The sequence below is a fragment of the Flavobacterium stagni genome, from assembly GCF_004122105.1.
Classification (GTDB): Bacteria; Bacteroidota; Bacteroidia; order Flavobacteriales; family Flavobacteriaceae; genus Flavobacterium; species Flavobacterium stagni.
This window is the reverse complement of sequence record NZ_SBKN01000006.1, coordinates 1-20,964: the sequence shown is the minus strand read 5'-3', so window position 1 is coordinate 20,964 and position 20,964 is coordinate 1. Positions and strand designations below refer to the sequence as shown.

The 20,964-nt window shown below is 40.1% G+C and carries 17 protein-coding genes; 9 read left to right on the top strand and 8 right to left on the bottom strand.

The window, feature by feature from the left end; translation table 11 throughout:
• Positions 1-62: 62 nt before the first annotated feature.
• The 7 genes from EQG61_RS10050 (at position 63) to EQG61_RS10020 (ending at position 6,820) form a co-directional block, all read left to right on the top strand.
• Positions 63-1,016 carry an acetyl-CoA carboxylase carboxyltransferase subunit alpha gene (locus tag EQG61_RS10050; RefSeq protein ID WP_129461792.1) on the top strand — a complete coding sequence of 318 codons (954 nt, stop codon included), beginning with the start codon at positions 63-65 and terminating at the stop codon, positions 1,014-1,016.
• 141 nt (positions 1,017-1,157) lie between these two features.
• Complete coding sequence (gene dnaB / locus EQG61_RS10045; protein ID WP_129461791.1) at positions 1,158-2,702, top strand: replicative DNA helicase; 1,545 nt, start codon at positions 1,158-1,160, stop codon at positions 2,700-2,702.
• 88 nt (positions 2,703-2,790) lie between these two features.
• The gene (locus EQG61_RS10040; RefSeq protein ID WP_129461790.1) at positions 2,791-3,105 is read left to right on the top strand and encodes a hypothetical protein; all 315 of its coding nucleotides are present in this window, start codon (positions 2,791-2,793) and stop codon (positions 3,103-3,105) included.
• Positions 3,106-3,198: 93 nt separating this feature from the next.
• On the top strand, positions 3,199-3,741 hold the full coding sequence (locus EQG61_RS10035) for a hypothetical protein (protein ID WP_129461789.1): 543 nt from the start codon (positions 3,199-3,201) through the stop codon (positions 3,739-3,741).
• Positions 3,732-4,529: a sensor histidine kinase gene (locus tag EQG61_RS10030; protein WP_129461788.1), complete on the top strand. Its 798-nt coding sequence runs from the start codon at positions 3,732-3,734 to the stop codon at positions 4,527-4,529. The genes EQG61_RS10035 and EQG61_RS10030 overlap by 10 nt, the downstream gene beginning before the upstream one ends.
• A 3-nt stretch (positions 4,530-4,532) precedes the next feature.
• Entirely contained in the window at positions 4,533-5,192 is a 660-nt protein-coding gene (locus tag EQG61_RS10025) for a response regulator transcription factor (protein WP_129461787.1), read from the top strand.
• A gap of 362 nt (positions 5,193-5,554) precedes the next feature.
• Entirely contained in the window at positions 5,555-6,820 is a 1,266-nt protein-coding gene (locus EQG61_RS10020) for an asparagine synthetase B (RefSeq protein WP_129461786.1), read from the top strand.
• 126 nt (positions 6,821-6,946) lie between these two features.
• Here the strand turns inward: EQG61_RS10020 and EQG61_RS10015 are convergent, their stop codons facing one another.
• From EQG61_RS10015 to cphA, 3 genes are all read right to left on the bottom strand, one after another.
• Entirely contained in the window at positions 6,947-9,082 is a 2,136-nt protein-coding gene (locus EQG61_RS10015; RefSeq protein WP_129461785.1) for a S9 family peptidase, read from the bottom strand.
• Between the two features lie 111 nt (positions 9,083-9,193).
• Entirely contained in the window at positions 9,194-10,654 is a 1,461-nt protein-coding gene (locus EQG61_RS10010; protein WP_129461784.1) for a hypothetical protein, read from the bottom strand.
• A gap of 86 nt (positions 10,655-10,740) precedes the next feature.
• Entirely contained in the window at positions 10,741-13,356 is a 2,616-nt protein-coding gene (cphA, locus tag EQG61_RS10005) for a cyanophycin synthetase (RefSeq protein WP_129461783.1), read from the bottom strand.
• A gap of 233 nt (positions 13,357-13,589) precedes the next feature.
• Between cphA and EQG61_RS10000 the strand changes: the two genes are divergently transcribed.
• The gene (locus EQG61_RS10000; RefSeq protein ID WP_129462017.1) at positions 13,590-14,462 is read left to right on the top strand and encodes a cyanophycinase; all 873 of its coding nucleotides are present in this window, start codon (positions 13,590-13,592) and stop codon (positions 14,460-14,462) included.
• A gap of 91 nt (positions 14,463-14,553) precedes the next feature.
• Positions 14,554-15,405 (top strand): isoaspartyl peptidase/L-asparaginase, encoded by an 852-nt coding sequence (locus tag EQG61_RS09995; protein WP_129461782.1) that lies wholly within the window; start codon positions 14,554-14,556, stop codon positions 15,403-15,405.
• A gap of 180 nt (positions 15,406-15,585) precedes the next feature.
• On the opposite strand, the gene EQG61_RS09990 is transcribed toward EQG61_RS09995, so the two are convergent.
• From EQG61_RS09990 to thrS, 5 genes are all read right to left on the bottom strand, one after another.
• On the bottom strand, positions 15,586-16,992 hold the full coding sequence (locus EQG61_RS09990) for an RCC1 domain-containing protein (protein ID WP_129461781.1): 1,407 nt from the start codon (positions 16,990-16,992) through the stop codon (positions 15,586-15,588).
• A gap of 176 nt (positions 16,993-17,168) precedes the next feature.
• On the bottom strand, positions 17,169-17,513 hold the full coding sequence (gene rplT / locus EQG61_RS09985) for a 50S ribosomal protein L20 (RefSeq protein ID WP_073363906.1): 345 nt from the start codon (positions 17,511-17,513) through the stop codon (positions 17,169-17,171).
• Positions 17,514-17,606: 93 nt separating this feature from the next.
• Positions 17,607-17,804, bottom strand: a complete 198-nt coding sequence (gene rpmI / locus EQG61_RS09980; RefSeq protein ID WP_073363905.1) for a 50S ribosomal protein L35 — start codon at positions 17,802-17,804, stop codon at positions 17,607-17,609.
• Positions 17,805-17,902: 98 nt separating this feature from the next.
• Complete coding sequence (infC, locus tag EQG61_RS09975; RefSeq protein ID WP_129461780.1) at positions 17,903-18,454, bottom strand: translation initiation factor IF-3; 552 nt, start codon at positions 18,452-18,454, stop codon at positions 17,903-17,905.
• A gap of 36 nt (positions 18,455-18,490) precedes the next feature.
• Positions 18,491-20,437, bottom strand: a complete 1,947-nt coding sequence (gene thrS, locus EQG61_RS09970) for a threonine--tRNA ligase (RefSeq protein WP_129461779.1) — start codon at positions 20,435-20,437, stop codon at positions 18,491-18,493.
• Between the last annotated feature and the right edge of the window lie 527 nt (positions 20,438-20,964).

The following is a 20,964-nucleotide window of genomic DNA, read 5'->3' as shown; positions in this document are numbered from 1 at the left end:
TTTTCCTAGAAAAAGGAAAGCTATATCTTTGTAGTTCGAACTATTACTAAACCTCGTATTCTATGGAATATTTAGATTTTGAGCTTCCCATTAAAGAGTTGGAAGACCAACTTGAAAAATGTGAGCTAATCGGTCAGGAATCCAATGTGGATGTCACCAATACCTGCAAGCAGATCGAGAAAAAATTAGAAGAAACCAAGAAGAAAATTTATAAAAACTTAACGGCTTGGCAACGTGTGCAACTATCACGTCATCCCAATCGTCCGTATACGTTAGAGTACATTACCAATTTAACCGACGGAACATTTCTTGAATTATTTGGAGATCGTAACTTCAAAGATGACAAAGCGATGATTGGTGGTTTGGGTAAAATTGGTGGTCAATCGTTTATGTTGATTGGGCAACAAAAAGGAATCAACACCAAAATGCGTCAATACCGTAATTTTGGTATGGCCAATCCGGAAGGCTACCGTAAAGCATTGCGCTTGATGAAAATGGCTGAGAAGTTTGGCGTACCTGTAATTACCTTTATTGATACACCAGGAGCTTACCCCGGAATGGAAGCAGAAGAACGCGGACAAGGGGAAGCGATTGCTCGAAACATTTTTGAAATGTCCCGTTTACAAGTGCCTGTAATCTGTATAATTATTGGAGAAGGGGCTTCGGGTGGAGCGTTAGGAATTGGTGTAGGTGATCGTGTATTCATGTTGGAAAATACGTGGTACTCGGTAATTTCTCCTGAATCGTGTTCATCGATTTTATGGAAAAGTTGGGACTTCAAAGAAAAAGCGGCTGAAGCCTTGAAGTTGACTTCTACCGATATGAAAAAACAAAAATTGGTAGATGATGTGATTCCTGAGCCACTAGGTGGAGCGCATTACGATAAAGAAACGACATTCAAAACGGTTAAAGAATATATTTTAAAATCGTTTAACGAGTTAAAAGACTTATCAACAACTGAGCTTGTCGCCAAGAGAATGGACAAGTACAGCAAGATGGGCGAATATAAAGAGTAAAAATCTGATTTTTCAGGTGTAAATCCGAAGCCCTATGGTTTCGGATTTTTTTTTGGTTTTCAACAAAATTTTACAATTTATAAACACGTTCTGGTAATAAGTCGTCCCGCGATTTTTAGTAGAATTCGTTACTTTCGCTTTATGGAAAATTTAAGAAATATTAACCCGGTCAAAGTAGACAAAACGACCATCATCAACCTTGAAAAAGGGAAGTTGCCACCACAGGCCATAGACCTAGAAGAGGCGGTATTGGGCGCCATGATGATTGATAAAAAAGGGGTTGATGAGGTAATCGATATCCTTCAACCTGAAGCCTTTTATAAAGACGCCCACAAGTTTATTTTTGAAGCGATTTTCCAATTATTCACCGATTCACAACCCATCGACTTATTAACCGTTTCGGCTCAGTTGAAAAAGAACGGTAAATTGGATATTGCGGGCGGTGATTTTTATTTGATTCAGCTTACGCAAAAGATTTCGTCTTCGGCACATATCGAGTTTCACTCGCGCATCATTCTGCAAAAACACATTCAACGTTCGTTAATTAAAATTTCTTCGGATATCATCGAAGAAGCCTACGATGAATCAACCGATGTATTTGATTTGTTGGACATGGCCGAATCGAAATTGTATGAAGTGACCCAAGGCAACATCAAACGCAGTTCGGAAACCGCACAAAGTTTGGTGATGCAAGCCAAAAAACGCATCGAAGAAATTTCCAATAAAGAAGGTTTAAGCGGAATCCCAACTGGTTTTCATAAACTCGATCAAGTTACTTCGGGATGGCAACCTTCTGATTTGATTATCATCGCAGCACGTCCGGGTATGGGGAAAACCGCCTTTGTATTATCCATGGCCCGAAATATGGCCATCGATTCCCAGAGTCCGGTAGCTGTATTCTCCCTAGAGATGTCCTCTGTACAGTTGATAACCCGTTTGATTTCCTCGGAAACTGGTTTGTCTTCCGAAAAATTGCGTACTGGGAAATTAGAAAAACACGAATGGGAACAATTGAGTGTGAAAGTTCGCGACCTTGAAAAAGCGCCACTTTACATTGACGATACGCCTTCGTTATCGATTTTCGATTTACGCGCCAAGGCCCGACGTTTGGCTTCCCAACACGGTATCAAATTAATCATTATCGATTATTTACAATTGATGACTGCCGGTGGAGCTGGTAAGGGCGGCGGAAATCGTGAACAAGAAATTTCGACCATCTCGCGTAACTTAAAAGCATTAGCAAAGGAATTAGAAGTTCCCGTAATTGCATTGTCTCAGTTGTCCCGTGCCGTAGAAACGCGGGGTTCCAGTAAGCGACCTTTACTTTCCGACCTTCGTGAATCGGGTGCGATTGAGCAAGATGCGGATATTGTATCGTTTATTTATCGTCCTGAATATTATAAAATCGAAGAATGGGATGATGATGAACAATCACCAACTCAAGGGCAAGCGGAGTTTATTATTGCAAAACACCGTAACGGTTCGCTGGAGAATATCCGTTTGAAGTTCATCGGAAGTTTGGGTAAATTTGACAACCTCGATGATTTTGGAAATGGATTTGGGGATTTACCGTCAAAAATGAATTTGGATGACAATCCCTTCTTTACCAAAAATTTACCTTCCGCCAATGAAGCTTTTGGAAGCAGTAGTCCGCCAATCGATGACGACAGCGATGTTCCTTTCTAAGAAAATGAATACAAAAACAGGTAGAAATACCTGTTTTTTTTTGTTCAAAAAGTTATATTTATGCGATAAACCTTAACAACAATTATTTATGAAAGAAGCAATCAACACGGTAACCTTAGAACAAGCACAAACTTGGGTAGCAGCTTGGGGTGAAAAAAGTAATATTGACATCAAAGCATTCTTGATTCCCGAAATTGATATCACTCAAGTTCTCAATGAAGACGGCGTTGAAAATGTGCGTGCCTACCTCGGTATAGATGAAAATGGCACACCCAAAATGATGGTTGTTGGCGTCGATAAATACGGTCAAGATATGATCAACGATGACCAAGGTTTCTATATTTATGATTTTACCAAACCTTGTCCTCAAACTTGTGATTTTACGAGTCCTTTAATGAAATAAATAATGTTAAAGGTTTTAAATCTTTTTCACTATTTCATCCATTTGGTCAATATAGTTTTATTATTCCGTGTTTATCGGAATCAAAATTATAGTGTGAAGGTATTTACATGGTATATTTTTGCAATGGGTGTTTTGCAATTGTGGGTAACAATCTTATCCAAGATGCATTTGAATAACCTGTATTTATCGCATGTTTATTTTATTACTCAATTTTTATTCTTAAGTCACTACTTTCATACGGTTTTGATTGATCCAAGAATTAAAAAAGGAATTCGTATTACAACAATAGCCCTAGTGAGTATAATAGGAATCCAATATGTAATTTATCCGGATATGTTCTGGGAATTTAATTTGGTAGAGATCTATTTAATGTCTATGCCCATTATTGTGTATGCCACAATGCATTTGTATCAAATGCTGGATCAACCGAAGGTCAATTACAATTTCACATTGGGTCCCTTGATGTATTTGATCGGTAGTATGTCGTTATTTCTTTTTAATTTTCTAATGAATCAATTCCGAATTAAATACCCAGCAGATGTCATCATGTGGTTTAATATCATTTTATTCATGGGATACCATTTGATCTTGTTTACTCAAATTATCCGACTTAAAAAGACCAAAGTATGCCACTAGGAAACGAAGAAATTAAAATAGCACAAACCATCATTGCCGTTGCTTTGGCTTTCTTGTCGATTGCTTTGGTTATGATTTTGTTTTTTTATTTTTCGCGTAAAAAGATTGTCCAGAAAGAAATCGAAAAACGCGAATTGGAAGTCAATCATCAAAAAGAACTACTGCATTCCGTGCTGGTTACACAAGAAGCCGAACGCAAGCGCATTGCACAAGATTTACACGATGATATTAGTTCAAAACTCAATGTAGTGGCCCTGCATACCCATTTATTATCCACACCTGATATAACTGATTTGGAACGAACAGAAATTATGCAGCAAATTTCGGATCTTACAGGGAAAGCTTTAGAAAATTCCCGACGTATAGCACATGATTTATTGCCTCCCGTTTTTGAACGGTTTGGGTTGCATGCGGGTATCGAAGAACTGGTTTTAGAATTTAATACCAGTAAAACCATGCAGGTCACTTATACCAATTCTGTTAAGTTTGATGAAGCAAAAAATGACAAACTGTTGCATGTATTCCGCATCTTACAGGAACTACTCAACAACTCGTTGCGTCACGGAAAAGCGACCCAAGTTCAAATTATAATGACACAACAAAACGACCAAATTCAGCTACAGTATACGGATAACGGTATCGGATTTGAAGTGCACGATTCTTCAAAACATCGTGGATTGGGATTGAAAAATATCGAAAGTAGGGTGGGTATCTTAAACGGTACCTTTCAAGTAGAAAGCCAGTCTGGTCAAGGAGTACAGTACAACTTTAATTTCTCAATTGTATAAATTATGCCGATCCGAATTCTTTTAGCCGATGATGAAGAATTGTTCCGTAAAGGAATTTATTTTCTATTGCAACGCGAACCCGATATTGAGGTGATTTTTGAGGCGGCCAACGGAAATGAGGTAATAAATTACCTCCGCGAAACCGAAGTGTATCCCGATATCATTCTTATGGATTTAAAAATGCCCGATCTCAATGGGGTAGAGGCTACACGTATAATTCATAAAGATTTTCCAGTCGTTAAAATCATAGCCTTAACAAGTTATAATACCCAAGCTTTCATTGCCAATATGTTGCATGTAGGAGCTTCATCCTATCTCGTGAAAAATGCCTCACCCAAAGTTATGTTGGAAACCATCCGACAAGTGGATGAAAAAGGGTTTTATTACACACCAGAAGTACTCGATGTCATCCAAAATGATATTGTTTCGGATACCCCAAAAAACCGTTTTGATGATGACTATCTTACCAACAGAGAACAAGAAGTCTTGCAGTTAATTTGCCAACAGTTAAATACCAATGAAATTGCAGAAAAGTTGTTTATCAGTCCGAGAACCGTCGAAGGTCACCGCAATAATCTGTTGTTAAAGACCGAATCCAAGAATATTGCGGGATTGGTTGTCTATGCCATTCAAAACAAAATTGTAGAAATCGATACGATTTAAAAATAAAAGCACCGACTCGGATAACGAAGTCGGTGCCTATTCTATCGGTTAATAAGGCGTAAAAAATTCATGGTTGTTTCAAAGACTCTTAACTTAATATGAATTTTACCGATAAAACAAAATAAATCAGCAACAGCGCCAACACACAACTTAGCCCCAATTTGGCCAAGGCGCTCATGTTCTTAATTGATTTTCTCATAGTAAGCGTTGAGGGTTGGTTTGTCATTTTTCAAAAATAAGGTGTTAGTTAATTTTATGCTATACGTATTTTTACGTGTTTTTTGTTTTTAACAATTAACAAATCGTTGATTCGGTATTTCTGTGATAAATTGTACCTTCGGAGCAAATATAGTTTGGACCTTATGAAAAATCGCTTTTCAGTTTGTGTACTGTTGTTTTTAGTTTGTGTACTGCCAATTCGGGCGAATTTTATCCTATTGCCCATGGATGATGTATCGCAAAAAAATCACTTAAAAGCGTATGGAATAACCTATTGGGTGCTCACTAAAGAATACAAAGCTAGCTGGTTACTCAATTATAGAGGCGGTTCTTTTCTATTACCTGATGCGGCAGAAATTCGTAAAGAATGCCAAATTCGTGGCGTCAGTTTTGAAATCCTTTCCGATGGCGAAGCCAATCAAATTTTGGATGAAATCGCGAGTCCGTCCCAAAATATGGAAACGGTGGTGTTGGAAAAAGCGCCCAAAATTGCAGTATACACGCCCAAAGGTAAACAACCCTGGGATGACGCTGTGACGATGGTATTAACCTACGCCGAAATTCCGTTTACACCGATTTACGACGAAGAAGTGCTCACCGATCAATTGTTGTTGTACGATTGGTTGCATTTACATCACGAAGATTTTACAGGTCAATATGGTAAATTCTATGGCGCTTACCGCAATGCGCCCTGGTATATCGAACAAAAACGCGAAGCGGAAGCTTTAGCTGCCAAATTGGGTTATTCAAAAGTTTCAGAGGAAAAATTAGCCGTCGCCAAAAAAATTCGGGATTTTGTGATTGGGGGCGGATTCATGTTTGCCATGTGTTCGGCCACCGATAGTTTTGATATCGCTCTAGCCGCTGAAGGTGTCGATATTTGTGAGCCTATGTTTGATGGCGATGATAGTGATCCCAATTATCAAGCCCAAATCGATTATACCAAATCGTTTGCTTTCAAAGATTTTATTCTTGAACGCCGCCCCGAAAAATACGAGTTTTCAGATATTGACATGACCGAAAAACGCCGTGTTCCCTTTGAAAAAGACTATTTTACACTCATGGAATATTCCGCCAAATGGGATGTGATTCCGAGCATGTTATGCCAAAATCATACGCAATTGGTGAAAGGATTCATGGGACAAACCACGGCCTTTGATCGTTCCACCATCAAATCCAATGTTTTAGTTTTGGGCGAATGCCAAATCAATGAAGAAGCCCGCTACATTCACGGTCAAAAAGGAAAAGGATTTTTTACTTTCTTCGGGGGCCACGATCCCGAAGATTACCGCCATCAAGTAGGGGACGAACCCACGGTTTTGGATTTACACCCGAATTCACCCGGATTTCGCCTAATATTAAATAACGTATTATTCCCTGCCGCCAAAAAGAAGAAACAAAAAACGTAAGGATTAAATTTCAATAAAAAAATCCCAAATTCCAATGGTATAATGGTTGGAATTTGGGATTTTAAATTTTGGTATTTTTTAATTCAGTCCCGAAACTTCGGGAGGAATTTAAGTAATGGAATTTAATTATTTATTATTCTCCATCACATAATCCAATACCTTTTTCATAAGATGTACCCGGTCTTTCCCAGTTACATTATGTTTGTGCATCGGATAAGGGAAATAATCCGCTTGTTTACCGGCTTCAACTAATTTTTTCACCAACGATAAATTGTGTTGTTCTACCACCACATCATCCGAAGTGCCGTGAATAAGTAATAATTTACCTTTCAAATCTTTGGCATAATTGGAAACACAAGCCGTTTCAAATCCTTGTGGATTTTCTTCTGGCGTATCCATATAGCGTTCGCCATACATCACTTCATACCATTTCCAATCAATTACAGGTCCGCCCGCAACGCCCACTTTAAAGACATCAGGTTTGCGTAATAATAGCGAAGTTGTCATGAATCCGCCAAAGCTCCATCCGTGAACTGCCAAACGATTGCCATCGACAAACGGTAACGATTTTAAATAGTCCACGCCTTTCAATTGATCGTCAATTTCATTGTTCCCCAAATTGCGGTGAATTACACTTTCAAACGCAAATCCGCGGTTGTCAGAACCGCGATTGTCTACCGTAAAGACCAAATAGCCTTGCTCTGCCATCCAGTACATCCATAAATTAGCGCCATCCAAATAGGAGTTGGTAATCATTTGCGCATGCGGTCCGCCGTAAACATAAACCAACACAGGATACTTCTTGGTAGGGTCAAAATTACTCGGTTTAATCAAACGCGTATATAAGTCGGTTACCCCATCTGCGGCTTTAATCGTTTTGATTTCAGCAGTTCCTAAAGCATAACCTTCGTATTTGTTTTTACTGGTAAGAACTACATCCGCGTTCCCTTTTTTATCAATAATCACGGATTTTGACGGTGTGCTATGATTGGAATATTCATCAAATAGATAAGTTCCATCCGTTGATAAATATGCTGTATGAACTCCTTGGTCTTTGGTTACTAAGGTTTGTTTGCCTTTTAAATCCACCTTGTAAACCAACATGTTCGTGCCATTTTCTCCCGTAGCTTTAAAATAGATTTCCGTTCCTTCGGGATTAGCGCCAATGATTTCACGGGCTGGGAATTTATTCTGGGTCAATTGTTTGATCAATTTTCCATTAAAATCATAGTAATACAAGTTTTGAAAACCGTCTTTCTCACTAAACCAAACAAAATTATTGGATTTAGCAGATGGGAAAAATGCTTCGTGTTCGGGTTCGACCCAACGCTCGTTAGTTTCATTCAATAAAGTGCGAACGAAGTTCCCCGTGGCTGCGTCATATACATTCAAGTTCATGTTATTTTGTCCGCGGTTGAGTTCGGCAACCACAATATACTTGGAATCGGGAGTCCAACATAAATTGGTCATGTAATCATCTGCGGCTCCGCTCTTCGGACTGATAAAAACAGTTTTTCCGGTAGCGAGGTGATAAATGCCTACGCGAACTTTCTCCGATGGTTGACCTGCCATCGGGTATTTGATATTCACCAATTGCCCTGGTGTTTTAGTGATATCCAATAAAGGATAATCAGCTACTTGCGATTCATCTTTTTGGTAAAAAGCCAAATAAGAGGAATTGGGTGCCCAAAAAATTCCGCCACTAATCCCAAATTCATTCCGCGATATGGATTGTCCGGAAACAATGCCTTTATTGGATTCTTGCGTGATGGCGATTTCTTGTTCGCTTTTTTTCAAGTATAAATTGTTGTCTTTGGTATAGGCCAAAAGTGATTTGGAGTCATTAAAAGTGGTATTATCCGCCGATTCTGGAACGCTTGAAAGTGTGGTTCCTATTTTGGTATTGACATCAAAGCTGTAATATTTCCCTCCTTCAGTTAATAAAAGGTGTGAACCATCAATCCATTGCACCCCAAAAAAGTTGGTCAATTTGGTGCCCAACGTTTTGTTGATATCCGCTAAAGTGATCCACTCTTTTGCTTCAGGATTGGCTGCTGAAGCTTTCATCATTTTTGACCAAGTATTAGCATAATACACATAATCCGTTGTGCCTGGAATCCATTGAAATCCGGTAAGGCGATCGGCGCCAAATTTGCGGTTTTGTTGTAAAACTCCGTCTTCTAAAGTTATCGATTTTAATTGTGCTTGTGCAAAACCGAAGGCGAGTAAAAATCCGCCAATTGCAATCCATTTTTTATTCATTGTTGCCTTAATTTGTTTGAGGTAAAAATAGCTATTTCCCACTAATAGTCGGTAGAAAGTCTCTTTTTGTTACAAAAAAAAGGACAACTTTTACGTTGTCCCATTTCTGTTTTATTTACACGATTGGTATTCTTGTGCGATGGTTTTTAAATTGTCTTCGATTTTGAGATCAAATTCTTTTTTCCGAATATCTTCTGCAACCGATTTACAAGCTTTTAAGTAATCGGCAACTACGGGAATCAAATCATCGTTATTTCTTCTGTCTATCATTTGACCTTTGTTTTCCTCTTTAATTTTGAAAACATAACGATCGGTTTCAACTGGATCCTGAAGTAATAATATCTTTTCTTCTTTGTGAATTAAACGATAGAAGTATGAATTGTCAAAACTTAAATTGCTCATGTTTTGAAATTTTTTCATCGAATCCCCTTTTACTGCCATACCGTAATAAAAGGTCTCGGTACCGTTTTCTTGAATACAGAAGTAAGCTCCCGAGTTGGCTTTGAAAGTTTTGGTACGCTCTTGGTTTTTTTCATTGCGGTAAACGATGGCAACCGTTTTTCCGAATTTGTCTGCCGTTTCCTCAGGCAAAACTTGTCCGGTTTGGTTGACATCCAACATTTGGAAATTGATACTGATGATTCCGGTGTATTTTTTTCCATCTTCATCAATTAAATAGCCGGGTTTTTGGTACACATTGACACTACGGTCTTTGGCCAAATCAATTTTTGCTTGATATAATTTTTGTTGTTCTACTTTGGCTTGGTGTCCCAAAACGTAACCGCGACTCACTAAGTCACAAACAAATTCATACAAGAACGTAGTGTTGGTGTTGTTGTACTGACTTTTAATAAAGAAGTCATAATTTTTTCCATCAAAGGTTTCCACTTTGTATTTGTAAAATTCATTGGCCACATTGGATAAGGAAGCGACTTCAATGCCGTCCAAATCGATAACAGAAACATATTTGTTTACGCCGGAACCAATGGCATACGGACGTGCACTGATACTTCCAACAATCGACAATTTCCCATTTACATTCATAGTAATGCTGTTGTCTGCTTTGATTTGAGGATTCCACGTACTTTTAACTTGCTGTAATTTGCGTTTGCGCTCGTCTTCTTCAAATTTAGCAGCCGCAATGATTTTACCGTATTTATCACTTAAACTTTCTCGTGGCGTGTCAAAGAACGATTTCAAAGCCTCTTCATTGATGCCTTTGTCCGTAATTAAGTTGTATTTCACGGCCAATAAATGCACAATAATGCGATCAGAATTGAATGCAGTAATCAAAACTTCATAGGGGATTTCTGTTTTTTGCTTGCCGTCTGCAGAGGTAACTTCCAACCAATTGTACATTTGCATTTCATTGGCACTTAAACCTTTGTATTCTACAGAAAAACGTTTTTCACCCGATAACGTACCGATATCCAAATGATTACGAAAAGGTTCTTTTACCGTGGCAACTTCAACTTTATCAAAAACTATTTTATCTTTTTTGATTTGAATTTTTTGAGCATAACTTAGCGTGAAAGCAAGTAGACTCAAACTAAGGGTAATTACTTTTTTCATATTTTTTGAATTTGGACAAATATAGTAAAGTATTTGAAAGTCAGTGTTAAAATAAAAAAACCCGGTTGATCCGGGTTTCTACTTTATTATTCTTCTTGTTCTTTGTCCAAATATTCTTGGACAATCTCAATCGCATTGGTGACAACATCACTCAGAGCCGTAATGAAACTGCCTTCTTGAGCGGTATCAATAGCGTGTTTGATGGCTTCGGTTTCTTTGGTAATAATTTCATGGGTGACCGATGAGCCACTGTCATGAATTCCTTCCATGATGAGTCCGATGATTTCCTCTTCGGTGCGTCCCCGCAAGTGTTTTTCTTGACGAATGATAATGTGATCAAACATACGGGCGGCAATTTTTGCACACTCTTTTATATCTTCATCTCGGCGATCGCCAACTCCGGCAATGATTCCAATTTTTTTGGTAGCATCCACACTCGATAAGAACTCTTCAACTCCGCGATAACCCGCCGGATTGTGGGCAAAGTCGATCATTACTTTGAATTTTTTGAATTCAAAAATATTCATACGACCCGGTGTTTGCGCTGCCCCTGGAATAAACGTTTGAAGAGACAAACTGATGTCTTCCGTTTTAAATCCATGAAGATAACCGGCTAGGGTAGCTGCCAAAACATTGGCAATCATAAATTTCGCTTTGCCTCCCATGGTTAATGGAATGTGTGTGGCACGTTCAACACGAATTTTCCATTCGCCCCGTTTGATGGTAATGAAACCATTTTCATAAACCGCCACAATTTTCCCTTCTTTAGAGAGTTCGCGGACTTTTGCACTGTTTTCATCCATAGAGAAATAAGCAATATTGCAGCTCAAATCTTTGGCAATTTTCATACATTGTTCATCGTCTGCATTGAGAATCGCCCAACCGTCTTTTTTCACACTTCGAACGACCACACTTTTTACGCGTGCTAAATCATCTAAAGTGTGAATATCTTGTAAGCCCAAATGGTCTTCTTGAATGTTGGTAATTATAGCAATATCGCAACGACTAAATCCTAAACCGGAACGTAAAATTCCGCCACGAGCCGTTTCCAAAACAGCAAACTCAACGGTGGGGTCTTTTAATATATATTCTGCAGAAATAGGTCCGGTAGTATCGCCCTTTTCCATCATGTGGTTTTGTACATAAATACCGTCTGAAGTAGTAAAACCAACACGGAAACCGTTATTTTTCACAATGTGTGCCATTAAGCGGGTTGTCGTGGTTTTACCATTGGTACCCGTAACCGCTATAATAGGAATGCGTGAAGGTTTTCCAGGAGGATACAACATGTCAATTACAGGAGCGGCCACATTGCGTGGTAATCCTTCTGAGGGAGCCAAGTGCATTCGGAAGCCGGGTGCTGCATTCACTTCCAAGATACAACCACCATTTTCTTTTAAAGGTTGGGTTAAGTTTTGCGCCATGATATCAATACCACAAACGTCCAAACCGATCACACGAGAAATGCGTTCACACAAGAAAATATTTTCCGGGTGCATCATATCCGTGACATCCACTGACGTTCCTCCCGTACTTAGATTAGCGGTCGATTTTAAATATACAATTTCATCCTTGGAAGGAACAGTATCCAAATCATAGCCTAATTTGGTTAGCAAGTCGGTCGTATCGCGATCCACCGTAATTTCGGTCAACACATTTTCATGGCCATACCCACGCCGCGGATCTTTGTTGGTCTCGTCAATCAATTGTTGAATGCTATTCACGCCATCACCTTTCACATGAGCTGGCTCACGCAAAGCAGCAGCCACCAATTTATTGTCAATGACCAACACACGGAAATCAAATCCGGTGATGAATTTTTCAACGATTACCCTGCGGCTGTAGTTTTTAGCGTGTGCTAATCCCGCTTTGGCATCTTCTAAATTTTTGACATTGATAGAGGCCCCTTTACCATGGTTTCCATCCAAGGGTTTAATCACAATGGGGAAACCTATTTTTTTGATTACATTTTCTAAATCTTCTTCATCGACACAAATGCCGCCACTGGCTACAGGAATCGAAGCCATGTCGAGCATGCGTTTGGTTTCTTCTTTGTTACAAGCAATGTCTACAGCAATATTGCTGGTCTTACAAGTTATGGTTGCCTGAAAACGCATTTGGTTTACACCATAACCCAACTGTACAAGGGAGTTGGTTCCTAGACGAATCCAAGGAATATCACGAGCAACCGCTTCATCTACGATACTTCCAGTTGACGGACCAAGGCGAACGCGTTCCCGTATTTCGCGCATTTTTTGAATGTCGGCTTGTACATCATAGTCGGTTCCAGCAATTAACGCTTCGGCGATGCGCACCGAAGATTCTGCAGCGTACATACCCACGCTTTCTTCAACATAACTAAATACAACATTATATACACCCGGAGTTTTGGTTTCTCGGGTGCGACCAAAGCCAGTTTCCATTCCGGCGAGGGTCTGAATTTCAAGTGCAATATGTTCAATGACATGGCCCATCCATGTTCCACGATCGATACGGGAAAAGAATCCGCCGCGCACGCCTTCTGAACAACGGTGCTCAATCATAGTAGGAAACATGGCTTCAATACGTTCGCGGAAACCCGGAATTTTGTTGGTGGGTTTTTCCTCCATGTCTTCTAAGTCGAGACGCATTTGGATTAATTTTTTACGTTGTACGCTCCAAATGTTGGGTCCGCGAAGGGCCTGAATCTTTTCAATTTTCATAAAACGAGTGTCTTGTGGTTGATTTTATCTAACGAATTTGTTAAAAATAAGGAATTATTTTTTTGAATGTATGGAATACTTGTGAAAAAATAAATTTTAAGAACTATTAATCTGAAATTCAACAAAATGATTGCTTGTCGAATTCTAGCTTCGTGGAAAACTTGGGGAAAACTCATGGACTAATTGTGAAGAAAACGTTTGCGAAATGTGTTGAAATGGTTATTTTTACCGCCATGAAAATACTTGGAAAATTGATCATTATCGGGGGGGCAGTAGACAAAGGAAGTTTTACCGAAACCGATTTGGATACGACAGCTCCTCAAAATTTGAACTTCTTTGAGGAAGGTATTTTAAAACGCATCATCAAAGAATCATTATACAAAGAGAATTCACGTATTGAAGTCATTACGACGGCTTCAAAGATTCCGCGTCAAATCGGACCCGAATATGTGAAAGCGTTCAATTATTTAGGCGCGCACAATGTCGATGTATTGTATATCGAAAAACGGGAGCAAGCGATGGATCCTGAAATTATTCAGCGTTTGCGCGATGCGGATGTGGTCATGTTTACGGGTGGCGATCAATTGCGTCTAACGTCCATTTTGGGAGGAACACCGTTTCATGATTTGTTATTGGATAAATACCGCAACGAGCATTTTATTTATGCGGGAACTTCAGCGGGTGCAGCGGCAGCTTCCAACAATATGATTTACCAAGGAAGTAGTAGCGAAGCCTTGTTGAAAGGTGAAGTAAAAATTACTTCGGGATTGGGATTGATTGACGATGTCGTGATTGATACGCATTTTGTACAACGCGGTCGCATCGGGCGTTTGTTTCAAGCGGTTGTTGGGAATCCTAAAGTATTGGGTGTCGGACTCGGAGAAGATACCGGTTTGTTTATCGCCAATGGCAAACAGATGGAAGCGATTGGATCCGGACTGGTTATTTTGGTGGATGGTAGAGAAATTAAGGATACCAATTTGACACAAGTCGAATTGGGACAGCCGATTTCCATCAACCATTTGGTGACCCATGTGTTGAGTAAGAACGATACTTTTGATTTGGACACGTTTAAAATGACCATCAAATCGTCACAATACGTTTAATTTTTTTTACATAGTAGAGGTTTTAACTTGACACGAGGCTTTAGCCGACTGATGTAGCGAAGCGAAATAAACCTTAAACCTGAAACTTCTAATGAATCCCACACGAATCATCATCCACGGCGGATTTTTTTCAGAATCGTCCACTAGTTTGGAGACGAAAGTTGCCAAGCAGCAAGCCCTTTTGCGCATTGTCAAAGAAAGCTATGCTTATTTGCAAACCCATTCGGCCCTGGAAGCTGTGGTGTATGCCGTTTCGTTATTGGAAAACGATGCCTTGTTTAATGCGGGAATTGGATCCCAGATTCAGAGCGATGGTAAGATTCGTATGAGTGCATCGTTGATGGACAGCGTAACGATGAAAATGAGCGGTGTAATCAACATTGAAGAAGTGAAAAATCCGATTCAAGTGGCGCAGCATTTACTGGCGGTGGACGACCGAATTTTAAGTGGGGAAGGAGCAACGGCCTATGCGCGAGCTAACGGTTTTGAAGCCTTTTCAACGGAAATTCCGCAGCGTCGTGCTGAGTATGAAGCCAAAGTGGCTGCTTCTCGTTTGGGAACGGTAGGTTGTGTGGCTTTGGATGCAGAAGGTCGTATTGCGGTAGCAACGTCTACGGGTGGTAAAGGATTTGAGTTGGTGGGTCGGGTTTCCGATTCAGCGACGGTGGCGGGGAATTATTGCAATGCCGACTGCGGGGTGAGTTTGACAGGTGTAGGCGAAGACATTGTTTCAGGAGCCGTAGCGGCAAAGATTGTAACCCGCGTGACCGATGGTTTTACTTTGGAAAAAGCATTTGAAAAGACCTTTGCTGAGTTAACGCCGTTTGATGGATTTGCGGGAGCGATTGCCATTACCAAAGACGGTGTGATGTTTCATCAAGATTCGCACCCGAGTATGGTGTTTGCGAGTTATGATGGAGAAAAGGAAGAAGTTTTTCAGTAAGAGAAAAGAGCAAAGAAGAAAGAAAAAAGAAACCCCGATTGAACATCGGGGTTTCTTTTTTATACGGATTTGCGTGAAGGATCGCAGCGGCAGCCCGAAGGTGGAGCGGCAGCGGAACTGCACGGCTATAGCGGAGAGCCTGACAGCGGCGGAAGTATGGAGCCGGTGGCACGCCCTTATTTATTCTAGGATTATTTTTTTCTGGTACGTTTTTGACGGGGTTATGATATGAAGAATATAGCTTCCTGCGGCAATGTCTGGTAAAGGGAAGTTTAATTCTGTTTCTTGGATGGGCAGATTCACAGATTCTAGGATTAGTTGTCCTGTGAGTGTATAAAGTTTTAGCGCTTGAATTTGAGTCACATCTCCTTGGAGTTTCAGAAAATGATGAGCGGGATTGGGGGTGATTTTATACCCTTGGTGGCTTTGGAAATCTGAATTATCTAAGGAAGTTGGACAAGCTACATTGACCAAATTGGAAGAATTCACATTGGTTGCAATTCCCATTTCTCCTTCAATCCCACGGCCAGCTGACCATAAGTCGGCACTACTATCCATGGCATGTGAATGGACAAAACCGGCTGAAATTTGCGTCCAGTTGGTGCCTGAACCAACTTGTATAAATGTATTTAAATTGGTTAAATTTCCTTGAGCCAATTGACCTTGGTTGTTAAATCCAGCCGACCATAAAGTAGCGTTATTTCGGATTATTAATGAATGCGTTTGCCCTGCAGAGATGGCAATACAACTTGAGGGAAGTCCGTCGAGTGAAAAAGAGATGGGGATGGGTACATTTGAAGTCGTATTGGTTCCATCGCCCAATTGGCCATTGGTATTGTTTCCCCAAGTGTAGAGTGTTAGCCCCGATTCAATTGCCATGCTATGATCGAATCCGGCACTGATTTCGATAAAGGTAAGGGCTGATGCAATAGGGATAGGGATAAGACTGGTATTGAATGAGCCATCGCCGAGTTGCCCCGTTGTGTTATTTCCCCAGGACCACAAACTGTTGTTGGTTTTTAGAGCTAGAGCATGTTGATCACCCGCTTCAATTTTCAGCCAATCCGTGGCAATTCCTACTTGAGTAGGGAGGTTGAGATTGGTTGTATTATTTTGACCAAGCTGTCCTGTCGAATTTAACCCCCACGACCAAAGTGTTCCATTATTTTTTAGGGCAAGACTGAATCCAGTGCCTGCAGCAATTGCAACCCAATCGTTTGCGGTGCCAACTTGAGTAACAGTAAACGTAGCCGAGTTAAAAACGCCGTTTCCAAGTTGGCCAAATTGTCCATTACCCCACGACCATAGTGTGCCGTTTGTTTTTAGGGCAAGGGCATGGTTTTCTCCTGAGGATACGACTAACCAATCGTTCGCGTTACCCACTTGTATAGGTAAGTTTTCTGTAGCAGAAAAGTAACCAAGGCCTAAGCGATTTCCATTTAAACCCCATCCCCATAGGGTACCGTCATTTTTAATGGCCAAAGTGAAGTTGTTGCCAGAGGATACCATACGCCAACAGCCAGTTCCTGTTTGTGCGCCTAATAAAAAGGGGAGGATAACGAGTAATACAATGAATCTTTTTTTCATGATGAATTAATTTAAAAAATTAACCAAAAACATGAAATTAAGTTCGTTAGAATGTTAAGGCAGTATAAAAATACTACAAAATAACTTAAAATAATAGATTTAAAACAAAAAAAATCCCAACCTTACGATTGGGATTTGATATAGTGAGTAAATTGAATCTGGTTGTACAAACGTTTTTATTTTACTTTATTCACGATAGCTTTGAAAGCTTCTGGGTGATTCATCGCTAAATCAGCCAATACTTTACGGTTCAATTCGATACCGTTTTTCTTTACTAATCCGATGAATTGTGAGTAACTCATTCCTTCTAAACGAGCTCCAGCGTTGATACGCTGAATCCATAAAGCGCGGAAGTTTCTCTTTTTCTGCTTTCTATCACGGTATGCATATAGCATTGCTTTTTCTACCGCGTTTTTAGCAACTGTCCAAACGTTTTTACGACGGCCAAAGAAACCTTTAGCCTGCTTCATCATTTTTTTTCTACGTGCTCTTTTAGCAACTGAATTTACTGATCTTGGCATAATTTTTTAAATTTTTTTGAAGTAGGCGCACAATTCAATGTGCTTGATGGGCCCAGCTCCAGGGTTATGAAATAATTTTAACCGTAAAGGCAATTATACAATACGTAATTGCTCTTTTACACTACGCTCGTCACTTGGGTGAACCAATGCAGCGTGCGTTAACGCTAATTTGCGTTTTTTAGACTTTTTAGTCAAAATGTGACTTTTAAAAGCGTGCTTTCTTTTAATCTTACCAGAACCAGTCACTTTAAAGCGCTTTTTGGCACTGGATTTCGTTTTCATTTTAGGCATAATTTCCCAAATTTATTGCGATTCAATTTACTCAATTTTGTATAGCGACAACCGTTCGCTTCGGTAGCCAACCGAAGTACATAATGCGGTAACGACTATTATTTTTTCTTTTTAGGAGCGATGAACATAATCATACGCTTTCCTTCTAACACCGGCATGGCTTCTACTTTTCCATGCTCTTCCAAATCTTGCGCTAAACGCAACAATAAGATTTGACCTTGCTCTTTATAGATGATGGAACGACCTTTGAAAAATACAAAAGCTTTCAATTTCGAACCTTCTTTTAAGAACTTTTCAGCGTTCTTTTTCTTGAACTCGTAATCGTGCTCATCCGTTTGGGGTCCGAAACGAATTTCTTTTACGGTTATTTGTGTCGATTTTGCTTTTAATTCTTTGTCCCGTTTCTTTTGTTGGTACAAGAATTTGCCGTAGTCCATCAACTTACATACTGGCGGATCTGCATTAGGAGAAATTTCTACTAAGTCAACTTCTAATTCTTCAGCTAAACGTAGCGCGTCCATTATTTTGTAAACGCCGGGTTCTACATTGTCACCTACTAAACGAACTTCAGGCACACGAATACCGTTATTGGTGCGGTGTGCATCCTTCTTTTCTTCGCGAGGTTTATAACTACCTCTGTTGTTTCTAATTGCTATGGCTAATTTATTTTATCCTGTTTCCAGGGGTTATACTTCAAATGATTTTAACGACTTTCCAATTTCTTCTTTTACCAAAGCCACAAAATCTTCAATCGACATCGTGCTATTGCCTTTGCCTTCTTGGCCGTGGCGACGTACAGAAACGGTTCCGTTTTTCTCTTCTTCTTCTCCCACAATCAACATAAACGGCATTTTTTGCATCTCCGCTTCACGGATTTTCTTGCCAATTGTTTCGTTGCGGTTGTCAATTAGGGCGCGAATTTCGCTATTTTCTAGCAAACTTAAAACTTTTTGCGCATAATTTTCATATTTCTCACTCAAAGACAGGATGATAGCTTGTTCGGGCATCAACCACAATGGGAAGTTTCCAGCCGTATGTTCGAGCAATATCGCAATAAAACGTTCCATCGAACCGAATGGGGCACGGTGAATCATCACTGGGCGGTGTAGCTTATCGTCTGAACCTTTGTACGTTAGTTCGAAACGCTCCGGTAAATTGTAATCTACTTGGATCGTTCCCAACTGCCAGCTGCGACCCAAGGCGTCTTTTACCATAAAGTCAAGTTTCGGACCGTAGAAGGCTGCTTCGCCACTTTCAATGACATAATTCAATCCTTTATCGCGGGCTGCATTGATGATCGCTTTTTCTGCTTTTTCCCAATTTTCAACACTTCCGATGTATTTGTCAGGGTTGTCCAAGTCGCGAACAGAAACTTGTGCGGTGAAATTCTCAAAGCCTAACGAACCAAATACATAAAGCACCAAGTCGATTACTTTTTTGAACTCCGAATCCAATTGTTCTGGTGTACAGAAAATATGGGCATCGTCTTGCGTAAATCCGCGTACACGAGTCAGACCATGTAATTCGCCCGATTGCTCGTAACGGTACACGGTACCAAATTCAGCATAACGCTTGGGTAAATCTTTATATGACCAAGGTTTGGTGTTGTAAATTTCACAGTGGTGCGGACAGTTCATGGGTTTTAACAAAAACTCTTCGCCCTCTGCTGGGGTATGAATGGGTTGGAAACTATCGGCACCGTATTTCGCATAGTGACCTGAAGTCACATACAATTCCTTTTGACCAATATGTGGAGTGACCACTTGTTCGTAGCCCGCTTTTTTCTGTGCACGTTTTAAAAACTGCTCCAAACGATCGCGTAAAGCGGCTCCTTTGGGTAGCCATAACGGTAGGCCCTGACCCACTTTTTGTGAAAAGGCAAACAATTCCAACTCTTTCCCTAATTTACGGTGGTCACGACGTTTGGCTTCTTCCAACAACTCCAAGTACTCGGTCAAGTCTTTTTGTTTAGGGAACGAAATACCGTAAACACGAGTTAACTGTTTGTTCTTTTCATCGCCACGCCAATATGCACCCGCCACACTCATGATTTTCATCGCTTTGATTAAGCCAGTGTTCGGAATATGACCGCCGCGACACAAGTCAAAGAAGTTCGAGTGGTCACAAAACGTAATCGTGCCGTCTTCCAAATTGGAAATCAATTCGGTTTTGTATTCGTTGTCTTTATATACGGCTAAAGCCTCTGCTTTTGAAACGGAACGCATTTTGAATTCGTGTTTCTCACGCGCAATCTCCAAAACACGATCTTCGATTTTCTTGAAATCAGCATCCGTGATTTTGTGCTCCATGAAATCCACGTCATAATAGAAACCATTGTCAATCGCAGGTCCTAACGTCAATTTAATACCTGGATAGATTTCTTGTAACGCTTGCGCCATAACGTGTGAGGTTGAATGCCAAAAAGCTTTCTTGCCTTCCAAGTCATTCCAGGTGTACAATACCAATCCGCCGTCCGTGGTTAATGGGGTTTCGGTTTCCACCGTGGTGCCATTAAAGGAAGCCGAAATCACATTTCGCGCCAATCCTTCACTTATACTTTTAGCAACATCCATCGGAGTCACGCCCGAGGAAAACTCTTTAATCGAACCGTCTGGTAAAGTAATCTTAATCATTCCTTAGTTTTTAATGGACTGCAAATATAACAGATTGCGGTTGCACCACAAAAAATACACCTATTATATATAGGTTCGCCCAAACGATTTTCTACATATATATAATAGGAGTGTTTTTTCTTTTCTAGTAGCACCCATTTATAGTACTAAAGAATTACCTTCCCGCTCTTCGCTGTATCTGCCCATGGCTTGAGGCCATGGTCAGGATGCCGCTTCGATCGGGGCTAAAGAGGGAAATGCCAATTTATAAAGACGTTTTTTAGGCAACCTAGTGAAGAAGTTCGCTTTTTTTTCAGACTTGATTTCACGAAAAAAATCGCGGTTATGAACAAAAGGTACTTTTTTCCAAGTGAATTTTTCAAAGGAGTTGCAGGCTAAAAGCAGCGAATAAGCCCATATAAGGGTTGTTTTGCGGTAATGGGTAGAAAAAAGTGGCGGTGTAAGTAGTTGGAAACAAGCCGATAGAAAAAAAGATAAAAAAAAGGTGATTTTAAATTTGGAATAAGAGGGAATAGGTTTCTATATTT